This window comes from Pandoraea sp. E26 (assembly GCF_000681415.1).
Taxonomy (GTDB): domain Bacteria; phylum Pseudomonadota; class Gammaproteobacteria; order Burkholderiales; family Burkholderiaceae; genus Pandoraea; species Pandoraea pnomenusa.
Genome location: NZ_AYXJ01000028.1, coordinates 87,987 through 108,399, shown reverse-complemented (window position 1 = coordinate 108,399; position 20,413 = coordinate 87,987). Strand labels below are relative to the sequence as shown.

18 protein-coding genes are annotated in these 20,413 nt (G+C 65.9%); all 18 read left to right on the top strand.

All coding sequences use genetic code 11. The features are described from left to right. Positions 1–11 precede the first annotated feature (11 nt). Entirely contained in the window at positions 12–395 is a 384-nt protein-coding gene (locus tag W930_RS0117690; RefSeq protein ID WP_023598344.1) for a response regulator, read from the top strand. A gap of 66 nt (positions 396–461) precedes the next feature. Next, the gene (gene cheA, locus W930_RS0117685) at positions 462–2,699 is read left to right on the top strand and encodes a chemotaxis protein CheA (protein WP_023598345.1); all 2,238 of its coding nucleotides are present in this window, start codon (positions 462–464) and stop codon (positions 2,697–2,699) included. A 17-nt stretch (positions 2,700–2,716) separates the two neighbouring features. Beyond that, positions 2,717–3,232 carry a chemotaxis protein CheW gene (locus W930_RS0117680; protein WP_023598346.1) on the top strand — a complete coding sequence of 172 codons (516 nt, stop codon included), beginning with the start codon at positions 2,717–2,719 and terminating at the stop codon, positions 3,230–3,232. Between the two features lie 112 nt (positions 3,233–3,344). Next, the gene (locus W930_RS31075) at positions 3,345–5,759 is read left to right on the top strand and encodes a methyl-accepting chemotaxis protein (RefSeq protein ID WP_051610654.1); all 2,415 of its coding nucleotides are present in this window, start codon (positions 3,345–3,347) and stop codon (positions 5,757–5,759) included. Positions 5,760–5,830: 71 nt separating this feature from the next. Next, the gene (locus tag W930_RS0117670) at positions 5,831–7,615 is read left to right on the top strand and encodes a methyl-accepting chemotaxis protein (RefSeq protein WP_023598348.1); all 1,785 of its coding nucleotides are present in this window, start codon (positions 5,831–5,833) and stop codon (positions 7,613–7,615) included. Between the two features lie 184 nt (positions 7,616–7,799). After that, positions 7,800–9,425 (top strand): methyl-accepting chemotaxis protein, encoded by a 1,626-nt coding sequence (locus W930_RS0117665; protein ID WP_023598349.1) that lies wholly within the window; start codon positions 7,800–7,802, stop codon positions 9,423–9,425. Positions 9,426–9,435: 10 nt separating this feature from the next. Further along, the gene (locus W930_RS0117660; RefSeq protein ID WP_023598350.1) at positions 9,436–10,380 is read left to right on the top strand and encodes a CheR family methyltransferase; all 945 of its coding nucleotides are present in this window, start codon (positions 9,436–9,438) and stop codon (positions 10,378–10,380) included. 1 nt (position 10,381) lies between these two features. Next, complete coding sequence (gene cheD / locus W930_RS0117655) at positions 10,382–11,056, top strand: chemoreceptor glutamine deamidase CheD (protein WP_023872636.1); 675 nt, start codon at positions 10,382–10,384, stop codon at positions 11,054–11,056. Continuing rightward, positions 11,053–12,132 carry a chemotaxis response regulator protein-glutamate methylesterase gene (locus W930_RS0117650; protein ID WP_023598352.1) on the top strand — a complete coding sequence of 360 codons (1,080 nt, stop codon included), beginning with the start codon at positions 11,053–11,055 and terminating at the stop codon, positions 12,130–12,132. Before cheD ends, W930_RS0117650 begins: the two co-directional genes overlap by 4 nt. A 137-nt stretch (positions 12,133–12,269) precedes the next feature. Then, complete coding sequence (cheY, locus tag W930_RS0117645; RefSeq protein ID WP_023872635.1) at positions 12,270–12,668, top strand: chemotaxis response regulator CheY; 399 nt, start codon at positions 12,270–12,272, stop codon at positions 12,666–12,668. A gap of 53 nt (positions 12,669–12,721) precedes the next feature. Beyond that, positions 12,722–13,345, top strand: coding sequence for a protein phosphatase CheZ (cheZ, locus tag W930_RS0117640; RefSeq protein ID WP_028731189.1), 624 nt, complete (start codon positions 12,722–12,724; stop codon positions 13,343–13,345). A 186-nt stretch (positions 13,346–13,531) separates the two neighbouring features. Then, complete coding sequence (flhB, locus tag W930_RS0117635; protein WP_023598355.1) at positions 13,532–14,683, top strand: flagellar biosynthesis protein FlhB; 1,152 nt, start codon at positions 13,532–13,534, stop codon at positions 14,681–14,683. A 3-nt stretch (positions 14,684–14,686) separates the two neighbouring features. Beyond that, on the top strand, positions 14,687–16,792 hold the full coding sequence (flhA, locus tag W930_RS0117630) for a flagellar biosynthesis protein FlhA (RefSeq protein WP_023598356.1): 2,106 nt from the start codon (positions 14,687–14,689) through the stop codon (positions 16,790–16,792). Further along, positions 16,789–18,057, top strand: a complete 1,269-nt coding sequence (gene flhF / locus W930_RS0117625; protein ID WP_023872633.1) for a flagellar biosynthesis protein FlhF — start codon at positions 16,789–16,791, stop codon at positions 18,055–18,057. The genes flhA and flhF overlap by 4 nt, the downstream gene beginning before the upstream one ends. Next, entirely contained in the window at positions 18,050–18,895 is an 846-nt protein-coding gene (locus W930_RS27925; RefSeq protein WP_023598358.1) for a flagellar synthesis regulator MotR, read from the top strand. The genes flhF and W930_RS27925 overlap by 8 nt, the downstream gene beginning before the upstream one ends. 37 nt (positions 18,896–18,932) lie before the next feature. Next, positions 18,933–19,661, top strand: coding sequence for an RNA polymerase sigma factor FliA (locus tag W930_RS0117615; protein ID WP_023598359.1), 729 nt, complete (start codon positions 18,933–18,935; stop codon positions 19,659–19,661). Positions 19,662–19,836: 175 nt separating this feature from the next. After that, positions 19,837–20,091: a toxin HicA gene (locus W930_RS29705; RefSeq protein WP_072619129.1), complete on the top strand. Its 255-nt coding sequence runs from the start codon at positions 19,837–19,839 to the stop codon at positions 20,089–20,091. After that, positions 20,081–20,407: a type II toxin-antitoxin system HicB family antitoxin gene (locus tag W930_RS0117605; RefSeq protein ID WP_023872632.1), complete on the top strand. Its 327-nt coding sequence runs from the start codon at positions 20,081–20,083 to the stop codon at positions 20,405–20,407. The genes W930_RS29705 and W930_RS0117605 overlap by 11 nt, the downstream gene beginning before the upstream one ends. Positions 20,408–20,413 lie beyond the last annotated feature (6 nt).

The following is a 20,413-nucleotide window of genomic DNA, read 5'->3' as shown; positions in this document are numbered from 1 at the left end:
AGAGGAGACGCATGCAGGCCCTTCGCAACACGATTCTCGCCGTCGACGACTCCGCGTCGATGCGCCAGATCCTGGCAGCCACGCTCGACGAAGCGGGCTACGCCGTGACGACCGCTCGCGACGGACAGGAAGCGCTGGCCCTCGCGTCGCAAGCGGCGTTCGATCTGGTGCTGACCGACCAGCACATGCCCGGCATGGACGGCCTGTCGCTCATTCGCGCGCTGCGCGGGCTCGACGCGTTTGCCGAAACCCCGATCCTGGTGCTCACCACCGAGGTCGACGGCGCATACAAGACGGCGGCCCGCGAAGCGGGCGCCAGCGGCTGGCTGATCAAGCCGGTCGACCCCGAAGCACTCGTCGACGTCGTCGGGTCACTCGTCGGCGCAGGCGCATGACGACGGCGCGGACGGCGGAGATGGAGATGGCGTCGATGGCACAACCAAGTTAGGACGAGGAAACCGGTGGATATCACCCAGTTCTACCAGACCTTTTTCGATGAAGCGGAAGAGTTGCTCGCAGAGATGGAGCACCTTCTGCTCGCACTCGACGTGAGCGCGCCGGATAACGAGCAGCTCAATGCGATTTTTCGCGCTGCCCATTCGATCAAGGGCGGCGCCGCGACGTTCGGCTTCACCGCGCTCACCGAGACCACTCACCTGCTGGAAAACCTGCTCGACCGCGCCCGTCGCGGCGAACTGCAGTTGCGCACCGAGATGGTCGACACCTTCCTGGAAACCAAAGACGTGTTGCATCAACAGCTGAATGCCTACCGCGCCTCCAGTGAACCCGATGCCGAGGCCATGACGCGCATCTGCGCGGTGCTTCAACAGCTCGCGGCCGAAGGCAACGGTGCGCCGGTCTCTGCCGCGCCCCTCGCGCCGTCCGCGCCGTCCGCGCCGGCACCTGCTGCGCCGGCCGCCGCCGCGCCGGGTGCCGCAGGGGGCGATGCCCCGGCCGCAACGGCGAGCGGTGCACCGGCCAGCGCCGTGCCGGCGGGCCAGACACGCCTGAAAGTCACGCTGACCGGTGTGGGCGAGAAGGACCAGGCACTGCTCGCCGAGGAGCTCGGCAATCTGGGGCAGGTGGCCGGCCGTCAGTCGACCGAGAACGCGCTGCATCTGTGGCTCGACACGACGTGCGACGCCGACGACATCCTCGCGGTGTGCTGCTTCGTGATCGAGCCGTCGCAGATCGATGTGCAGGATGCCGCCGCCGCCGAAGCCGCCGAAGCCGCCGCACCCGTCGCCCTCCCGGAAACTCCGGCCGTCGAACCGGTCCAGTCGTCCGAGATCTTCGCGCAAATGCCCGCGGCCGCCGCGCCGACCGAAGTGCCGCCGGTCGCCGCCGCGCCCGTGGCGCCCGCCATCGAAGCCCCCGTCCCGCCGCCGGCCGCCGAACCGATCGTCGTGCCGCCCGCCGCGCCCGCAACGCAGGCCGGCAGTGGCAATGGCAACGGTGCCCAGCACCCGCCCGAAAAGCGTGCCGCCGCACCCGCCGGCGGCGCCGCAGGCCACGAGAACAGCTCGATTCGCGTGGGCGTGGAAAAGGTCGACCAGCTCATCAATCTCGTGGGCGAACTGGTGATCACGCAGGCCATGCTTGCCCAGACGGCGAGCAGCCTCGACCCGATGCTCCACGATCGCCTGTTCAACGGCATGGGCCAGCTCGAGCGCAACGCGCGCGACCTGCAGGAAGCCGTGATGTCCATCCGCATGATGCCGATGGATTACGTCTTCTCGCGCTTCCCGCGCCTCGTTCGCGATCTCGCGACCAAGCTCGGCAAGCAGATCGAGCTCGTGACGTTCGGTCAGGCGACCGAACTCGACAAGAGCCTGATCGAGCGCATCATCGATCCGCTCACCCACCTCGTGCGCAACAGTCTCGATCACGGCATCGAAACCACGGAACTGCGCGTGGCGTCGGGCAAGGACCCGGTCGGCCAACTGGTGCTGTCGGCGGCCCATCAGGGCGGCAATATCGTGATCGAAGTGAGCGACGACGGCGCGGGCCTGCGTCGCGAAAAGATTCTTGCCAAGGCGCAGCAGCAAGGACTGCCGGTCTCGGATTCGATGTCGGACGAGGAAGTCTGGCAACTGATCTTCATGCCCGGCTTCTCCACGGCCGAAGCGGTGACCGACGTGTCGGGCCGTGGCGTGGGCATGGACGTCGTCAAGCGCAACATCCAGCAGATGGGCGGGCACGTCGAGATTCTGTCCACGCGCGGCAAGGGCACCACGATCCGCATCGTGCTCCCGCTCACGCTGGCCATTCTGGACGGCATGTCGGTCAAGGTCGGCCCGGAGATCTTCATCCTGCCGCTGAACTTCGTGATGGAGTCGCTGCAGCCGCGCCGCGACGACATTCGCGCCGTGACGGGCGAAGGCCAGGTCGTGCTGGTGCGAGGCGAGTACCTGCCGCTCGTGGAGCTGCATCGTGCGTTCGACGTGCCCGATGCGCGCCTCGACCCGACGCAGGGGATCATCGTGATCCTTCAGGCGGAAGGCCGCCGCTTCGCGTTGCTCGTCGACGAGCTGGTCGGTCAGCAGCAGGTCGTGGTGAAGAACCTCGAAACCAATTACCGCCGTATTCACGGTATTTCCGCCGCCACCATCATGGGTGACGGCAGCGTGGCATTGATCGTCGACGTGGCGGCGCTCCAGCGCGGCCAGCGCTCGGCGGCGGCCACGATCTTCAACTGAAGTCGGAGACGCGTCAGATGGACAACCTTTCGCAAGAGCACGCCGTGTCGCGCCAGGGCGGCGCGATGCAGACCGATGGCGACGGTCAGGAATTTCTCGTCTTCACGCTCGGTGAGGAGGAGTACGGCATCGACATTCTGAAAGTGCAGGAAATTCGCGGCTACGACGCCGTCACGCGCATCGCCAATGCGCCGGATTTCATCAAGGGTGTGATCAATCTGCGCGGCATCATCGTGCCGATCGTGGACATGCGCATCAAATTCCGTCTGGGCCGCGTGGAATACGACACGCAAACGGTCGTGATCATCCTGAACGTGGCGGGGCGCGTGGTCGGCATGGTCGTCGACGGCGTGTCCGACGTGCTCACGCTCGCACGCGGCGAAATCAAGCCGGCCCCCGAGTTCGGCGCGCAACTGGCCACCGAGTACATCACGGGCCTGGGCACGGTCGAAGGCCGCATGCTGATCCTGATGGACATCGAAAAGCTGATGACCAGCTCGGACATGGCGCTGATCGAGCGTCTGGCGAGCTGAACGACCGGATGACGCCGACGGCATGACGTCGAACGCCGGCGCGGGACGAGACACCCGCGGCGCCACCTCACAGACATAACCCATTCACCCAACGTCCACGGAGACCGAGCAAGTGCGCGATAACCAGCCCGTTACCCAGAACGAATTCGTCATCGGCGAGCATCAGTACCTGATCTCACGGACGGATCTGAAGGGGCGGATCACGTATGCGAATCCCGCCTTCGTGGAGGTGAGTGGCTATTCGCGCGAGGAATTGCTGGGGTCGCCGCACAACATCGTACGCCATCCGGACATGCCGCCCGAAGCGTTCGGCGATCTCTGGGAAACGGTCAAGCGCGGCGACACGTGGACCGGGCTGGTCAAGAATCGCCGCAAGAACGGCGACTTCTACTGGGTGCTGGCGACAGTCACGCCCACGATGGATAACGGCGCGGTCGTGGGGTATACGTCCGTGCGCGTGCGCCCGGCAGCCGGGGCGACGGCGCAGGCCGAAGCCATCTATGCGCGCTTTCGCAGCGGCCAGGCGGGCAACCTGCGCATTCGCGGCGGACAGGTGGAGCGCGGCGGCATTCACGCACTGCTGCGCAAGATCCGCCTGGACACGCTGCGCGCGCGCCTGACCGGCATCATCGTGCTCGGCGCGATTCTGCTCGCACTGGTCGGCGGTCTCGGCCTGTGGGGGGTGTCGAGCAGCAACGACAAGCTGCTCAGGGTGTATCAGAACGGCATGGTACCGGTGGCTACGCTGGGTACGATCGGGCAGAAGCTCGACCGCGACGTGTTGCTCGTGGCCGAAGCCGTGGGCAGCCCGAACCTCGACGCGATGAAGCGCGCGGGCGACGAGATCGCGAGCAGCCTCGACGACATCAACCGCCAATGGGCGGAATACATGAAGACGGCCGATCCGGCCACGCGGGCGCAGGCCGAGCGGTTCGACGTGATCCGCCAGCGGTTCACCACCGACGGTCTTCTGCAGACGGTGGAGATGCTGCGCGCCGGTTCCGCCGAGGGCGCCCAGCAGACGTATCTGGAGAAAGTGAAGCCGGCCTACGGCCCGATGCGGGACGAACTCAACGCGCTCACGCGCCTCGAGCTCACCCAGGCGACCGATCTGTACCAGCACGCGCAGAAGGAGCACACGGTCGTGCGTGTGGCCACGGCGGTGGCCGTCGTCGGCGGCATCGTCGTGCTGTTCCTGCTCGGCAGCGTCCTGCGTCGCGCGATCAATCATCCGCTGCGCGTTGCGCTCTCCATGTCCAAGCAGATCGCCGCGGGCGACCTGACCGGCAGGGCCGAGAGCACGGGGCGCGACGAGATCGGCCAATTGCTGTTCGGACTGTCGGTCATGAAGAACAGCCTGCTCTCGATCGTCTCGGACGTGCGCGAGGGCATCGAATCGATCAACATCGCCTCGCGCGAGATTGCGGCGGGCAATACCGATCTCTCCGCCCGCACGGAGCAACAGGCCGCGTCGCTCGAACAGACGGCGTCGTCGATGGAAGAGCTCACGGCCACGGTCAAGCAGAACGCCGACAACGCCAAGCAGGCGAGCGTGCTGGCCGTCAACGCCTCGGAGATCGCCGCGCGCGGCGGCCAGGTGGTCGGCAACGTCGTCGACACCATGCAGGGCATCTCGTCGAGCTCGCACAAGATCGTCGACATCATCAGCGTGATCGAAGGCATTGCCTTCCAGACCAACATTCTGGCGCTCAATGCGGCGGTGGAAGCGGCGCGCGCGGGCGAGCAGGGTCGCGGCTTCGCGGTGGTGGCGGGCGAGGTGCGCACGCTGGCGCAGCGCAGCGCGGCGGCGGCCAAGGAAATCAAGGTGCTCATCGAAGACTCGGTCGGGCGCGTGGAAAACGGCTCGGCGCTGGTGGCGCAGGCCGGCAAGACGATGGACGAGATCGTGCAGGCCGTGCAGCGCGTCACCGACATCATGGGCGAGATTTCGGCGGCGTCGGCCGAGCAGTCAGGCGGCATCGAGCAGGTCAATCGCGCCGTGACGCAGATGGACGAAGTCACGCAGCAGAACGCGGCGCTGGTCGAGGAAGCGGCGGCGGCGGCCGGCTCGCTGGAAGACCAGGCGCATCGACTGCGCGACGCCGTGTCGGTGTTCCGCGTTGGCGACAGCCTCAAGGCGGCCGGGGCGACCGGCGCTGCGGGCGCTGCGGGCGCTGCGGGCGCGGCGGCGGCGCTTTCGTCCCCCCGTGCGGTGCAGGCGACTCAGGCCACTCAGGCCACTCAGGCGCATCAGGCGCATCAGGCAAAGCGCGTCGCAACGAAAACGCAGGTGGCATCGGCCGCCGCACCGGCCCGCGCGAGCGCGGGGGGCGGCGCTTCGCGCACGGCCACGCGCCGTCCGCAGGCTTCCACCGCACCGGCCGCACCGGCCCCGTCGGCGTCATCTGCCGCGGATGGCCAGGTGCTGCAACTGGCGGAGCGTCGCGGCAAGGCGCCGGCGGGCGGGGCCGCAGGGGGAGCTTCAGGCGTCAAGGCGAGCGACCCGGACGATTGGGAAGAATTTTGACCGTCGATTGATTCGGAAAGTTGGGATGGATACACCGGCGATGAGCCGGTCTTCAGGGGGTAGAGGTCGTTATGTTTAAGAATGTCACCATCCGGGCCCGGCTGACGCTGGCGCTTGGACTCTTCATGGTGCTGCTGGTCGTCGGCGCCGCAGTGGGCCTCGTGTCGCTGCGACAGAGCAACGCCTCGCTGCAGGAAATCTATTCCAACGACATGGCGTCGTCGCGTTCGCTCGCGCAGACCACCATCTCGACGCTGGCCGCGCGCGTGACGCTCTCTCGCATCGAGTTCATTGCCGACCCGACCGAGATCAAGACAGCGATCGACAGCGTACGCATCAACCTCAAGAAGGCGGACGACGCATGGGGCAATTACGCCGCGTTGCCGATGAGCGAGGGCGAAAAGCCACTGGCCGACGCCGTCATCGCCGCACGCGGCAAGGTGACCAACGAAGGCATTCTGCCCGCGCTCAAGGCCATCGAATCCGGCGATATCCCCGACTTCCACGCCAAGACGGTGATGGACGTGCCGCGCCTGTTCGCCGATTACACGAAGGCGATGACGGCGCTGGCCGACCTGCAGGTGAAGAACGCCGAAGCGCGCTATCTCGCGGCGCAGGCACGCTACACGATGGTGATGTGGATGGTCGGCATCGGCCTCGGCCTGGGCCTGATCGTCGGCCTTATTACGCAGATCACGCTCACGCGCGCCATCGTCGGTCCGATTGACGACGCCATCAAGCATTTCGAGAAGATCGCCAACGGTGACCTCACGCAGCGCATCGACGTGTGGAACGACACCGAGACCGGCCGCCTGTTCAAGGGCGTGAAGCACATGCAGGAAAGCCTTGTGCGCACGGTGGCCGAAGTGCGCTCCGGCACCGAGTCGATTACCTCGGCCGCGCAGCAGATCGCCGCGGGCAACACCGATCTGTCGGCGCGCACCGAGCAGCAGGCTGCCTCGCTGGAAGAAACCGCCTCGTCGATGGAGCAACTCACGGCGACGGTTCGCCAGAACGCCGACAACGCGCGCCAGGCCAGCCAGCTTGCGGTCAACGCTTCGGAGATCGCCATGCGCGGCGGTCAGGTCTCGAGCCAGGTCGGCGAGACCATGGAGGGTATCTCCAGCAGCTCGAACAAGATCGTCGACATCATCAGCGTGATCGACGGCATCGCCTTCCAGACCAACATTCTGGCGCTCAATGCCGCAGTGGAAGCTGCGCGTGCGGGCGAGCAGGGTCGTGGCTTCGCGGTGGTGGCGGGCGAAGTGCGTACGCTGGCGCAGCGCAGCGCGGCGGCGGCCAAGGAAATCAAGGCGCTGATCGAAGATTCGGCGCGCCGCGTGCAGGACGGCACGGGCCTCGTCGCCCAGCAAGGTCAGACGATGGGCGAGATCGTTCAGGCCGTCAAACGCGTGACGGACATCATGGGCGAGATCTCGGCGGCGTCGGCCGAACAGTCGAGCGGCATCGAGCAGGTCAACCGCGCGATCACGCAGATGGACGAAGTCACGCAGCAGAATGCCGCGCTGGTCGAGGAAGCCGCGGCGGCGGCCGGCTCGATGGAAGAGCAGGCCAATCGCCTGAAGTCGGTCGTTTCGGTATTCCGTCTGGATGCGTCGCAAGCGGCGTCGGCCCATGCGGCGCCCGCTCTGGCGGCGCTGCCCGCGGCGCGCCCGGCGGTGAAGAAGGCGGCCGCGCCGGCAGCGCCGGCAGCACCGGCCGCGTCGGCTGCGACGCCGGGCCCGGCGCCCACGGCCAAGGCGGCGCCGGCGCCGCTACGCAAGCCGGCACCCGCCGCGCCGGCAGCTGCTCGCACGGGGACGGACGACGCGAACGGCGACTGGGAAACCTTCTGATCGCATGACGGGCGTCGCGCAGGCGACGCCATGGCAACACCCTACAGGAACGGTGCACGTGTTTCGCCCGGCGCAGTCTGGACAGGCGAGATGCGTGTCGGCAAGTGGCAACAATAGCAAGACAAGCGCCTTCGCGCGCCGCACATCGAAGCGGCCGCGGGGCGCGGGTAGTGGAGGTCACACCATGATGCAGTTGAGTCTCAAGGCAAAACTCTGGTCCGCGCTGGCGCTGATGTGGCTGGGGCTTCTGATTCTCGGCGGCTGGGCTGCCTGGCACGAACGCGACACGATGATGACGGAGCGGCGGGCCTCGGTGGAAAACATCGTCACGAGCGCCGACGGCATCGTGCGCGACTACGCGGCACAGGCGGCGGCGGGCAAGATCAGTGTCGACGAGGCGAAGCAGCAGGCCATGGAGCGGCTGAAGTCCATGCGTTACGGCGAAAGCGGCTATCTGGTCATCTTCAATTCGAAGCCCGTCGTGCTCATGCACCCGACGCTCGCCGATCTGGTGAACCGGGACGTTTCCAACTACAAGGACTCGAACGGCAAGCTGCTCTTCGTCGAGATGGCTCAAGTGGCCAAGCAAAAGGGCGCGGGCTTCGTCGAGTACTACGGTCGCATGCCCAACAGCGAGAAGCGTCTCGCGAAAGTCTCGTTCGTGAAGTACTACGCGCCGTGGGACTGGGGCCTGATGAGCGGTGTCTACGTGCAGGACGTGGACGACGCGTTCTACGCCACGTTGGCCCGCTATGGCATTGCCTTGCTCGCGATCGGCATCGTCGTCACGATCGCCATGATGGCGATCATCCGCAACGTTCAGCGCAGCCTTGGCGGCGAGCCCGAGTACGCGGCGGAAATCGCCCATCGCATTGCCGGCGGCGATTTGCACAGCCAGGTGAGGGTGGCGCCGGGCGACACCGCGAGCCTGCTCTATGCCATGCAGCGCATGCAGCAAACGCTGGCCGAGACCATCGGGCAGATCCGGCAGGGTACCGAGTCGATCACCACGGCCGCGCACGAAATCGCGGCGGGCAATACCGATCTGTCGGCACGCACCGAGCAGCAGGCCGCGTCGCTGGAAGAAACCGCCTCGTCGATGGAGCAACTCACGGCGACCGTCAAGCAGAACGCCGACAACGCACGCCAGGCGAGCCAGCTCGCCGTCAACGCCTCGGAAATCGCCCTGCGCGGCGGTCAGGTCTCGGGACAGGTCGGCGAGACCATGGACGGTATCTCCAGCAGCTCGAGCAAGATTGTCGACATCATCGGCGTGATCGATGGCATTGCCTTCCAGACCAACATTCTGGCGCTCAATGCGGCGGTGGAAGCGGCGCGCGCGGGCGAGCAGGGTCGCGGCTTCGCGGTGGTGGCGGGCGAGGTGCGCACGCTGGCGCAGCGCAGCGCGGCGGCGGCCAAGGAAATCAAGGCGCTGATCGAAGACTCGGCGCGCCGCGTGCAGGACGGCACGGCACTCGTGGCCGAGCAGGCCCGTACCATGGACGAGATCGTGCAGGCGGTCAAACGCGTGACGGACATCATGGGCGAGATCTCGGCGGCGTCGGCCGAACAGTCGAGCGGTATCGAGCAGGTCAATCGCGCCGTGGCGCAGATGGACGAAGTCACGCAGCAGAACGCCGCGCTGGTGGAGCAGGCCGCGGCCGCGGCCGGGGCGATGGAGTCGCAGGCCCATGACCTGCGCGTGGCCGTGTCGGTATTCCAAACCGGCAACACCGGCACGGGCGGCAGTGTGCACGCGATGCGCGCCGCGCACCGCGAACCGGCGCCGGCATTGGCGCGCGCCGCCTGAGTGAGCGACCATGACTGATTCGCGCAACAACGTACCGTTCTCACGTCGGGGGGCCGCAGGCGCCGACGCGGACGGCAGCGGCTCGCGCAGCGCGGAATTCGCGCGCGCGAGCGGTGCGGCCCTCTCGGGCGAGCGCGATTTCTCATTCTCGCTGGCCGACTTCGGTCGCATCCGCAATCTGATCTATCAGCGTGCCGGGATCGCCCTGGCCGAGCACAAGCGCGAGATGGTGTACAGCCGTATCGCACGGCGCCTGCGCGCGCTTGGCATGACGAGTTTCACCGAATACCTCGACATGCTCGAGGCCGACACCGGCGACGCGGAGTGGGAATCGTTCACCAACGCGCTGACCACGAACCTCACATCGTTCTTCCGCGAGTCGCACCACTTCCCTCTGCTGGCCGATTTCGTGCGCAACCGCGCCAAGCCGATCTCGATCTGGTGCTGTGCGGCGTCGACAGGCGAGGAGCCGTACTCCATCGCGATGACGCTGGTCGACACGCTGGGCTCGCGTCCGAACGCGAGCGTGCTGGCCACCGATGTCGACACGCAGGTCCTCGCGCGGGCCTCGGCAGCGGTCTACAACGGCGAGCAGACCGGCAAACTCTCGCAGGAGCAGTTGCGCCGTCATTTCCTGCGCGGCACGGGGGCGAATGCGGGCAAGATCAAGGTGCGCCCCGAGTTGCAGCAGCTGGTGACGTTCGAGCCGCTGAACCTGCTCGCGCCGTCGTGGCACATCGGCGGTCCGTTCGACGTGATCTTTTGCCGCAACGTGATGATCTATTTCGACAAGGCCACGCAGGCGCGCATTCTCGAGCGCTTCGTGCCCCTGCTCAAGCCGGACGGTCTGCTCTTCGCGGGCCATTCCGAGAACTTTACGTATGTGAGCCGGGCGTTCCGTCTGCGAGGGCAGACCGTGTACGAACTGGCAGGTGCGGGCGCACGGGGAGCCTGATATGGCGCAGCCACTGGCGGAAGCTCTCGCGACCAACCATTACTTCGACAACCAGTTCAACACGCCGGCGGTCAAGTTGCTGCCGTCGGAGTATTTCGTCACGACCGAAGACATCATGCTCGTGACGGTGCTTGGCTCGTGCGTGGCGGCGTGCGTGCGCGATACGGTCACCGGCATCGGCGGCATGAATCATTTCATGCTGCCCGACGATGGCGAGAGCGAGCGCGAGCGCATTCTCTCGGCATCGATGCGCTATGGTGCCTACGCCATGGAAATGCTCATCAACGAGCTGATCAAGCTCGGCGCGCGACGCGAACGTCTCGAGGCGAAAGTCTTCGGCGGCGGCGCGGTGCTCGCGGGCATGACCACACTGAACATCGGCGATCGCAACGCGAATTTCGTGTTGCGCTATCTCGAGATGGAGCAGATTCGCGTGACCGCGCAGGATCTGCTCGGACCTCATCCGCGCAAGGTGTGCTTTCTGCCGCGCACCGGCCGGGTGATGGTCAAGAAGCTGGGCGACCGGGGCGATCCGGCCATCGTCCAGCGCGAACAGGCGTACGCGCAGCGTTTGCGCGCACGCGAAGTACGGGGCTCCGTAGAACTCTTTGCGCCACCGGCCAGAAATGCCAAGCCTCGGCCGGGGCCTGACAACCGACAAATGGAGGAGGCTTGAGCGAACCAATCAAAGTCCTGTGCGTGGACGATTCCGCACTCGTGCGCAGCCTGATGACCGAGATCATCAATGCGCAACCGGACATGACCGTCGTGGCGACCGCACCCGACCCGCTCGTGGCGCGCGACCTGATCAAGCAACATAACCCGGACGTGCTCACGCTCGACGTCGAAATGCCGCGCATGGACGGCCTGGACTTCCTCGAGAAGCTCATGCGTCTGCGGCCGATGCCGGTGCTCATGGTGTCGTCGCTCACCGAGCGCGGCTCCGAGGTCACGCTGCGCGCGCTCGAACTCGGCGCGGTGGATTTCGTGACGAAGCCGCGTCTGGGCATTCGCGACGGCATGCTCGAATACGGCGAGATGATTGCCGACAAGATTCGCGCGGCGGCCCGGGCCCGCGTGCGCAGCGCCCCGCCAAAGAGCGCGGTGCCCGCACCGGTCGAGGCCGCCCCGATGCTGCGCAACCCGCTGGTGTCGACCGAGAAGCTGATCATCATCGGCGCATCGACGGGGGGGACCGAAGCGATTCGCGAAGTGCTCGTGCCGATGCCGCCCGATGCACCGGCGATTCTCATCACACAGCACATGCCGGCGGGCTTCACGAAGTCGTTTGCGCAGCGCCTGAACGGGCTTTGCCGCATCACCGTGAAGGAAGCGGAGCATGGCGAGCGGGTGTTGCCGGGGCACGCGTACATTGCCCCGGGCGGCGACACCCACCTTCAGCTCTCGCGCAGCGGCGCGAACTACGTGGCGTTGCTCGACCCGGCCCCGCCGGTGAATCGACATCGGCCATCGGTCGATGTACTCTTTCGCTCCGCGGCGGTGCACGCCGGGCGTAACGCGATCGGGGTGATTCTCACGGGCATGGGCCGCGACGGTGCGGCCGGACTGGTGGAGATGCGCCGCGCCGGCGCGTACACGTTCGCCCAGGACGAAGCGAGCTGTATCGTGTTCGGCATGCCGCGCGAGGCCATCGCGATGGGCGGGGCGGAAGAGGTGGTGCCGTTGCACGAAATGGCGCGCAAAGTGCTTCATCAGGTCGCGAAATTTGGCGAACGCACGCAACGGGTATAGTAGGACGCCTTTTTGGCACCTTTTCGCCGTATGCTTCGCCTCGGATTGCGAGCACACTCAGGGCACTGAGTGATGGCGGATTTTGCCCGTGAATATCGCCGGCATCCCAGCGGGATGTCGGCAGAATTGGAGTGATGATGGTAGACAAGAACATGAAATTCCTGGTCGTCGACGATTTCCCGACGATGCGACGCATTGTGCGAAACCTGCTCAAGGAGCTGGGCTTCTCCAATGTCGATGAAGCGGAAGACGGTGCGGCCGCCCTGGCCAAATTGCGTGGCGGCAATTTCGAATTCGTGGTCTCGGACTGGAACATGCCGAACATGGACGGCCTGACGATGCTTCAGCAGATCCGCGCCGACCCGAACCTCGCGAAGCTCCCGGTGCTGATGGTGACGGCCGAAGCCAAGAAGGAAAACATCATCGCTGCCGCCCAGGCCGGCGCGAGCGGGTACGTGGTCAAGCCGTTCACGGCCGCCACGCTCGACGAAAAGCTCGGCAAGATCTTCGAGAAAATGGAAAAAACGGGGGCCTGAGCGTGACCCACGACGCGAGCACTGAATGGCCGGGCGAGCCCGACGCCGCTTACGTGACCGGTGAAGCCGACCCGGCCGAGCGCATGCTCATGCGTATCGGGCAGCTCACGCGCATGTTGCGCGACAATCTGCGCGAACTCGGGCTGGACAAGCAACTCGAGCAGGCGGCGGAGGCGATTCCCGATGCCCGCGACCGTTTGAACTATGTCGCGTCGATGACCGAGCAGGCGGCCGTTCGCGCGCTCACGGCCATCGAACTGGCCAAGCCGATTCAGGAGCGTCTCGAAACGGACGCCGCCGCGCTCGACGCGCGCTGGGCCAAGTGGTTCGACCAACCGCTCGAGCTCGACGATGCGCGCCAGCTCGTGCAGGAAACGCGAACCTACCTGCGCCGCGTGCCCGACGACACCCGCGCGACCAACAACCATCTGATGGACATCATGATGGCGCAGGACTTTCAGGATCTGACCGGACAGGTCATCAAGAAAGTCATGGAAGTCGTGCAGGAGATCGAAAAGCATCTGATCCAGACGCTGCTCGAGAACATGCCGCCCGAGAAGCGCAAGGAAGCGGAAGATTCCCTGCTCAACGGTCCGCAGATCAAGAAGGAAGGCCGCACGGATATCGTGTCCGACCAGGAGCAGGTCGACGACCTGCTCGCGAGTCTCGGCTTCTGAGGCCGCCTCGTCCCGAACCCGTCGAACCGTGTCGGCGGGTCCGGCGCCGGGCGCCTTGCGACGCTATTTTCACCGCCGGCGTGAAATACCGCCCATTCCCGCCTCTATTCCCCCCTTTGTGACTTGACCGTTACGGCCATAATCGGTCGCGATAGGGTGGGTTCGTCCGCCCGTTGTGGATAGGGCATGGCTGAGGATAGCGATCTCGAAAAGTCGGAACCAGCGTCCCCTCGGCGCCTCGAAAAGGCGCGCGAGGAGGGACAGGTTGCGCGTTCGCGCGAGCTTTCCACGTTCGCCCTGCTGGCGGCCGGGGTCGCCGGTCTGTGGATGACGGCCGACCGGATCTCGCAGGGCTTCGGCCAGCTCATGCGCCGCGGCATGCAATTCGAGCCGGGCACCGCCATGGACACCCGCCGCATGCTGTCGTATGCCGCGCATTCCGGCGCCGACGCCCTGATGACCATCGCGCCGCTGTTTGCCGTGCTGGTCGTTGCCGCGATCGTCGCGCCGATGGCGCTGGGCGGCTGGCTGTTCACCACCCAATCGCTCGCACCCAACTTCGGTCGCCTGAACCCGCTCAAGGGGCTGGGGCGCATGTTCTCGACGCAAGGGCTCATCGAGCTGGTCAAGGCCGTGGCGAAGACGCTGCTGGTCGGCGCCGTGGCCTACTGGGCCATCGCGCGCGACAAAGATGCCGTGATGGGCCTGATGACCCAGTCGCCGCGCGCGGCGCTGCCGTACGTGGGCGAGATGATCGTGGTGTGCTGCGCGTTCATCGTGGCGTCGCTGCTGCTGGTGGCGGCGATCGACGTGCCGTACCAGCTCTGGCAGCACTACAAGAAGCTGCGCATGACCAAAGAGGAAGTGCGGCAGGAGAACAAGGAATCCGAGGGCGATCCGCACCTCAAGGCGCATATCCGACAGTTACAGCGCCAGGCGGCGCGCAGGCGCATGATGCAGGACGTGCCCAAGGCCGACGTGATCGTGACCAACCCGACGCACTTTGCCGTCGCCCTCGAGTACAAGGACAACATGCGCGCGCCGCGCGTGCTCGCCAAGGGCGTCGATCTCGTCGCGCAGCGCATCCGCGAGATGGGCGCCGAGCATAACATCCCGATTCTCGAGGCCCCGCCGCTCGCCCGCGCGCTGCACCGTCACGTGGAGATCGGCCATGAAATCCCCGCCACCCTGTACACGGCCGTGGCCGAAGTGCTGGCGTGGGTGTTCCAGCTTCGCCGCTGGCGTACCGAGGGGGGCGCCGCGCCGCGCACTCCGTCGGACCTGCCGGTGCCGGCCGAGCTCGACGCGCCGCGGCACGTCGGGCCGAAACGAGTGTAACGAATGAACCTCAACCCTCGCGCGAACCAGCTGCTGCGCTCGTCGCAACTGCTCCTTGGCGGCAACCTGAAATCGCTGGCCGCCCCGGTGCTGATCATCATGATTCTGGGCATGATGATCCTGCCGTTGCCGCCGTTCATCCTGGATCTGCTGTTCACGTTCAACATTGCCCTGTCGGTGATGGTGCTGCTCGTGAGCATGTATACGCAAAAGCCGCTCGACTTTGCGGCGTTCCCGAGCGTACTGCTGTTTTCCACGCTGCTGCGCCTGTCGCTGAACGTGGCCTCCACCCGCGTGGTGCTGCTCGAAGGTCACACGGGCCCCGACGCCGCGGGCAAGGTCATCGAGGCCTTCGGCCACTTCCTCGTGGGCGGCAACTATGCCGTGGGTATCGTGGTGTTCATCATCCTCGTGGTCATCAACTTCATGGTGATCACGAAGGGCGCCGGGCGTATCGCCGAAGTCGGCGCGCGCTTCACGCTCGACGCCATGCCCGGCAAGCAGATGGCCATCGACGCCGATCTGAACGCCGGTCTCATCGGCGAGGAAGAGGCTCGCAAGCGCCGCGCGGTGATCGCCCAGGAAGCCGACTTCTACGGCTCGATGGACGGTGCGTCGAAGTTCGTGCGCGGCGATGCGGTCGCCGGCCTGCTGATCATGCTCATCAACATCATCGGCGGCCTGATCGTCGGGGTGGTGCAGCACAATCTCGATCTGGCCACGGCGGCGAAGAATTACACGCTGCTGACCATCGGTGACGGTCTCGTCGCGCAGATCCCGGCGCTGGTGATCTCGACGGCCGCCGGTGTGGTGGTCTCGCGCGTGGCGACCGATGAGGACGTCGGCCAGCAGGTTGTCTCGCAGTTGTTCAGCAATCCTCGCGTGCTCGGCATCACGGCGGCGATTCTCGGCCTGATGGGGCTGATTCCGGGCATGCCGCACTTCGCCTTCCTGCTGTTGGCCGTCGGCTTGGGCGCATTGGCCCGATGGCAGTTCCGCCGTGCGGAGGCCGACAGGCAACAGGCCGCGCGCCCGGCGCCGGTGGCCACGTCCGCGCCGGCCGAAGTGGCCGAAGCGTCGTGGGACGACGTGGCGCTCGTCGATCCGCTGGGGCTTGAGGTCGGCTATCGCCTGATTCCGCTGGTCGACCGCAACCAGGACGGCGAACTGCTCAAGCGCATCAAGGGCATTCGCAAGAAGTTCGCGCAGGAAATCGGCTTCCTGGCCCCGGTGGTGCACATTCGCGACAACCTGGAACTGCGCCCGAACCAGTATCGAATCACGCTCAAGGGCGTGATCATCGGCGAGGGCGACGCCTATCCGGGACAACTGCTCGCGATCGATCCGGGGCAGGTCAGCGCGCCGCTGCAGGGCACACCCACGCGCGACCCGGCCTTCGGCCTGCCGGCCACGTGGATCGACGTGGGCCAGCGCGACCAGGCGCAGGCGTATGGTTACACCGTGGTCGATGCGGGCACCGTGGTAGCCACGCACCTGAACCACCTGATCAACGCGCACGCGCACGAACTGCTCGGCCGCCAGGAGGTGCAGCAGCTCATCGAGCGCATCGGCAAGGACGCGCCCAAACTCATCGAAGACCTGGTGCCCAAGACGATTGCGCTCACCACGCTGCAAAAGGTGCTGCAGAACCTGCTCGAGGAGCAGGTGCCCATTCGCGACATGCGCACCATCATCGACACCATCGCCGAGCACGGCGCGCGTGTGCAGGACCCCTACGAACTCACGGCGCTGGTGCGCCTGTCGCTGGGCCGGGCAATCACGCAGAGCGTGTTCCCGGGCAACGGCGATCTCGAAGTGGTCGGGCTCGACGCCAATCTCGAACGCATTCTCACGCAGGCGTTGTCCGCCGGCGGCGGTACCGGTCTCGAACCGGGCCTCGCGGACACGTTGCTGCGCGAAACCCAGGCTGCCGTGTCGCGTCAGGAGCGACAGGGCTTGCCGCCTGTCTTGCTGGTTCAACATCCGCTGCGTTCGCTGCTCTCGCGCTTCCTGCGCCGCAGCCTGCCGCAGCTCAAGGTTTTGTCGTATGCGGAAGTGCCTGACACACGCAACGTGAAAATGACGGCACTCATCGGAGGTCAAGCGTGAAGATTCGGAAATTCTTTGCGGGCACGTGCCGCGACGCACTGCGCCAGATTCGCGAGGAAATCGGACCCGATGCGGTCGTGTTGTCCAACCGCTCGGTCGCCAACGGCGTGGAAATCGTGGCGTTGGCGGAAGAGGATCTGGACGTGCTCGCGAGCGGCGATCTGCCCACGCATCGTCCGCGTCCACGTCCGGCCGCGCCGGTCGTGCCTGCCGTGCCGGCAGCGCCGGTCATGGGCGCGCACGACGCCGCGGCGGCGAGCGCGTTCGCGCAAAGCATGATGGGCGAGCTCCAGACCATGCGCGGTCTGCTCGAAGAGCAGGTGGCCGGGCTGGTCTGGAACGACAAGCAACGCCGTTCGCCGGCGCAGGGCGAGATCCTGCGCACGCTGCTTGCCGCGGGCTTTTCCGCGCAACTGGGCCGCGCGTTGCTCGAGCATCTGCCCGAGGGCAGCGATCGCGAAAGCGGTCTGGAATGGGTCAAGAGCGCGCTCACGCGCAACCTGCCCGTCATGCCGAACGAAGACGAACTGATGGACCGCGGCGGCGTGTACGCGCTGATGGGGCCGACCGGCGTGGGCAAGACCACGACCACGGCCAAGCTCGCGGCGCGTTGCGTGATGCGTCACGGCGCCGAGAAGCTCGCCCTGCTCACGACAGACAGCTATCGTATCGGCGGGCATGAGCAGCTTCGCATCTACGGCAAGATTCTCGGCGTGACGGTGCATGCCGTGAAAGACGCCACGGACCTGCGTCTGGCGCTGACCGAGTTGCGCAACAAGCACATGGTGCTGATCGATACGGTGGGAATGAGCCAGCGCGATCGCACCGTGCCCGAGCAGGTGGCAATGCTGTGCGGTGCGGAAACGCCGGTGCAGCGCCTGCTGCTGCTCAACGCCACGAGCCACGGCGACACGCTCAACGAAGTGGTGCACGCCTACCGCAGCGCGAGCGCGGAGGGCGGTGGCGACCTGGCCGGGTGTATCCTGACGAAACTCGACGAGACGACCAACCTGGGATCGGTGCTCGACACGGTCATTCGTCACCGGTTGCCGGTGCATTACGTCTCCACGGGACAGCGGGTGCCCGAGAACCTGCACGTGGCCGACAAGCAATTCCTGATCGAGACGGCGCTCTCGGCGCCGGTGACCGGTTCGCCGTTCGTGCCGGCCGAAGAGGACTTGCCGGCCGTGGTGCGCGGGGTCGATCCCAACTACAGCGGGTTGTTCGCGCCCGCGCAACCTTCAGGCGAGGCCTGCTTTGGTTAAACTCGTACTCGATCAAGCGGAGGGACTGCGCCGGCTCGTGGCGCGCCATACCACGCGTATCGTCGCGGTGGTGGGAAGTGCGCCTGAAGCCGGTCAGACGAGTGTTGCCCTGAATCTGGCCAGTGCGCTGGCCCATCATGGTCAGGATGTGGTGCTGGCCGACGAGAGCGGTCATGCCGCGCCGGCGCTGGGCGTGCCGCTCCGAGGCGACATTCACGACGTGCTCGCGGGGCGGGTCGCACCGGAGTCGATTCGGGTATCCACACGCGACAACGTGGCGCTGGTGCCGGTGGCGCACCGCCATCCCGAGCGCATCGATCCGGCGCGCGCGTTGCCGCTGCTGACGATCGGCGAGCCCGACGTGGTGGTCATCGACTGCACGCACGCGGGTGCGCTGCTCAGTCCGCTCGCGGCGCACGCGCACGACGTGCTGGTGGTGCTGGGGCGCGAGCCGGCATCGATCACGGGGGCGTATTCGTGGATCAAGCGGGCGCATTTCGAATATGCGCTGGCGCAATTCCGGGTGGTGGTGAACAGGGCGGAGGATATGGAGGCGCGCGTCGTGTGCCGCAATCTGGCCACGACGGCGAGTCGTTATCTGGCGGTGTCGCTGGAGCTGGCGGGTCACGTACCGGCAGACCGCCAGGTCATGCGGGCGCGTCAGCTCATGCGCACCGTTGTGGATGCGTTTCCGATGGCGCCCGCGGCGATCGCGTATCGTCAGTTGGCGGCACAGGTCACGCATTGGCCGTTGGCGGTGCGTGAGTCGGGCCCGGCGGCGCTGGGCGGCGGCGAGTTGACGCACGGTGTGGGCGCGCTCAGCGCGCACACGGTCTGAGCGTTACGGCACGCGTCGAGAGGAAGCGGAGGGAAACATGTATACCGCGCGCGGGAAGGTCGACACGAACGACACGCTGACCCAATACGCGCCGTTGGTGCGCCGTCTGGCGCTGCAATTGATGGCGAAGCTGCCGGCGAGCGTCGAGCTGGAGGATTTGATTCAGGCCGGCATGCTGGGGCTGCTCGATGCAGCGAACCGGTACCAGGAGACGCAGGGCGCGCAGTTCGAGACGTACGCGAGTCAGCGCATTCGTGGCGCGATGCTCGACGAGTTGCGCGAGCTGGACTGGGCGTCGCGCGGTATCCGCAAGACAGCGCGTCAGATCGAGCAGGCGGTGCAGCGGTTGGAGCAGCGTCTGGGCCGGGGGCCGTCGGAGAGTGAGATTGCGGGCGAGATGTCCATCGGGCTGTCCGAGTATCAGCAGATGCTGCAGGACGTGCATGGCTGTCAGCTGATCTATTACGAGGACTTCGAATCGGCGGATGAAGAGCCGTTCATCGACCGCATCTGTTCCGATCCGGGCGCGGATCCGCTGACGATGCTGCTCGACGAGGGCCTTCGCGGCGGGGTGGTCGATGCCATCGACCGATTGCCCGATCGCGAGAAGCTGCTGATGAGCCTGTATTACGAGCAGGGGCTGAACCTGCGCGAAATCGGTGCGGTGCTGGAAGTCAGCGAGTCACGTGTGTGCCAGTTGCACAGTCAGGCGATTTCGCGCTTGCGGGCGACGCTGCGTGAAAAGGCCTGGACGTCGGCGAGTTGATCGATCGTCCAAACACGGAAGCGGCGCCGTCAGGCCCCGTCTGAAAACCCTCGGTGAAGCGATAGCTCCCGAGGGTTTTTTGTGTGCGTACGGCGCATCCGGACAACTACGCTTTCTCAACTTTTCGGAAACTTCCGTATTGAGTGGATGGTGCTATTATTGGCACCATTCTGGCATGCCACCTGCTGCCAAACTCCTCGCCAAGATTGCCCGCGAGCCCGCCAACGTGCGTTTTACCGAATTGATGTCGCTTTGTGAGATCTATTTCGGGCCACCACGCCGCTCCGGCAGCCACGTGGTGTTCAAAACTCCGTGGTACGGAGATCCTCGCGTAAATTTGCAAAATTCAGGCGGGATGGCAAAGGTCTATCAGGTGCGCCAGGTCTTGAATGCCGTTCGCAAATTCGAGGGCCTTGAGCATGAACATTAATCACTACACCTATCGCCTCACATGGTCTCCTGAGGACGGCGAGCATGTTGGGCTCTGTACGGAATTTCCGTCGTTATCCTGGCTCGATGCAACGCCGGAAGGTGCGTTGAGCGGTATCCGAAAGGTGGTGGCGGAAGTGGTCGACGATATGAACGAGAACGGCGAGAAAGTGCCGGAACCGTTGGCAGAGCATCGTTACAGCGGAGAATTTCGCGTGCGGATTCCCCCTACGCTGCATCGCGCGCTGGCGATAGAAGCTGCGGAATTGGGCGTCAGTCTGAATCGGCTGGCGAGCCTGAAACTCGCCGCCAACTAGGCAACA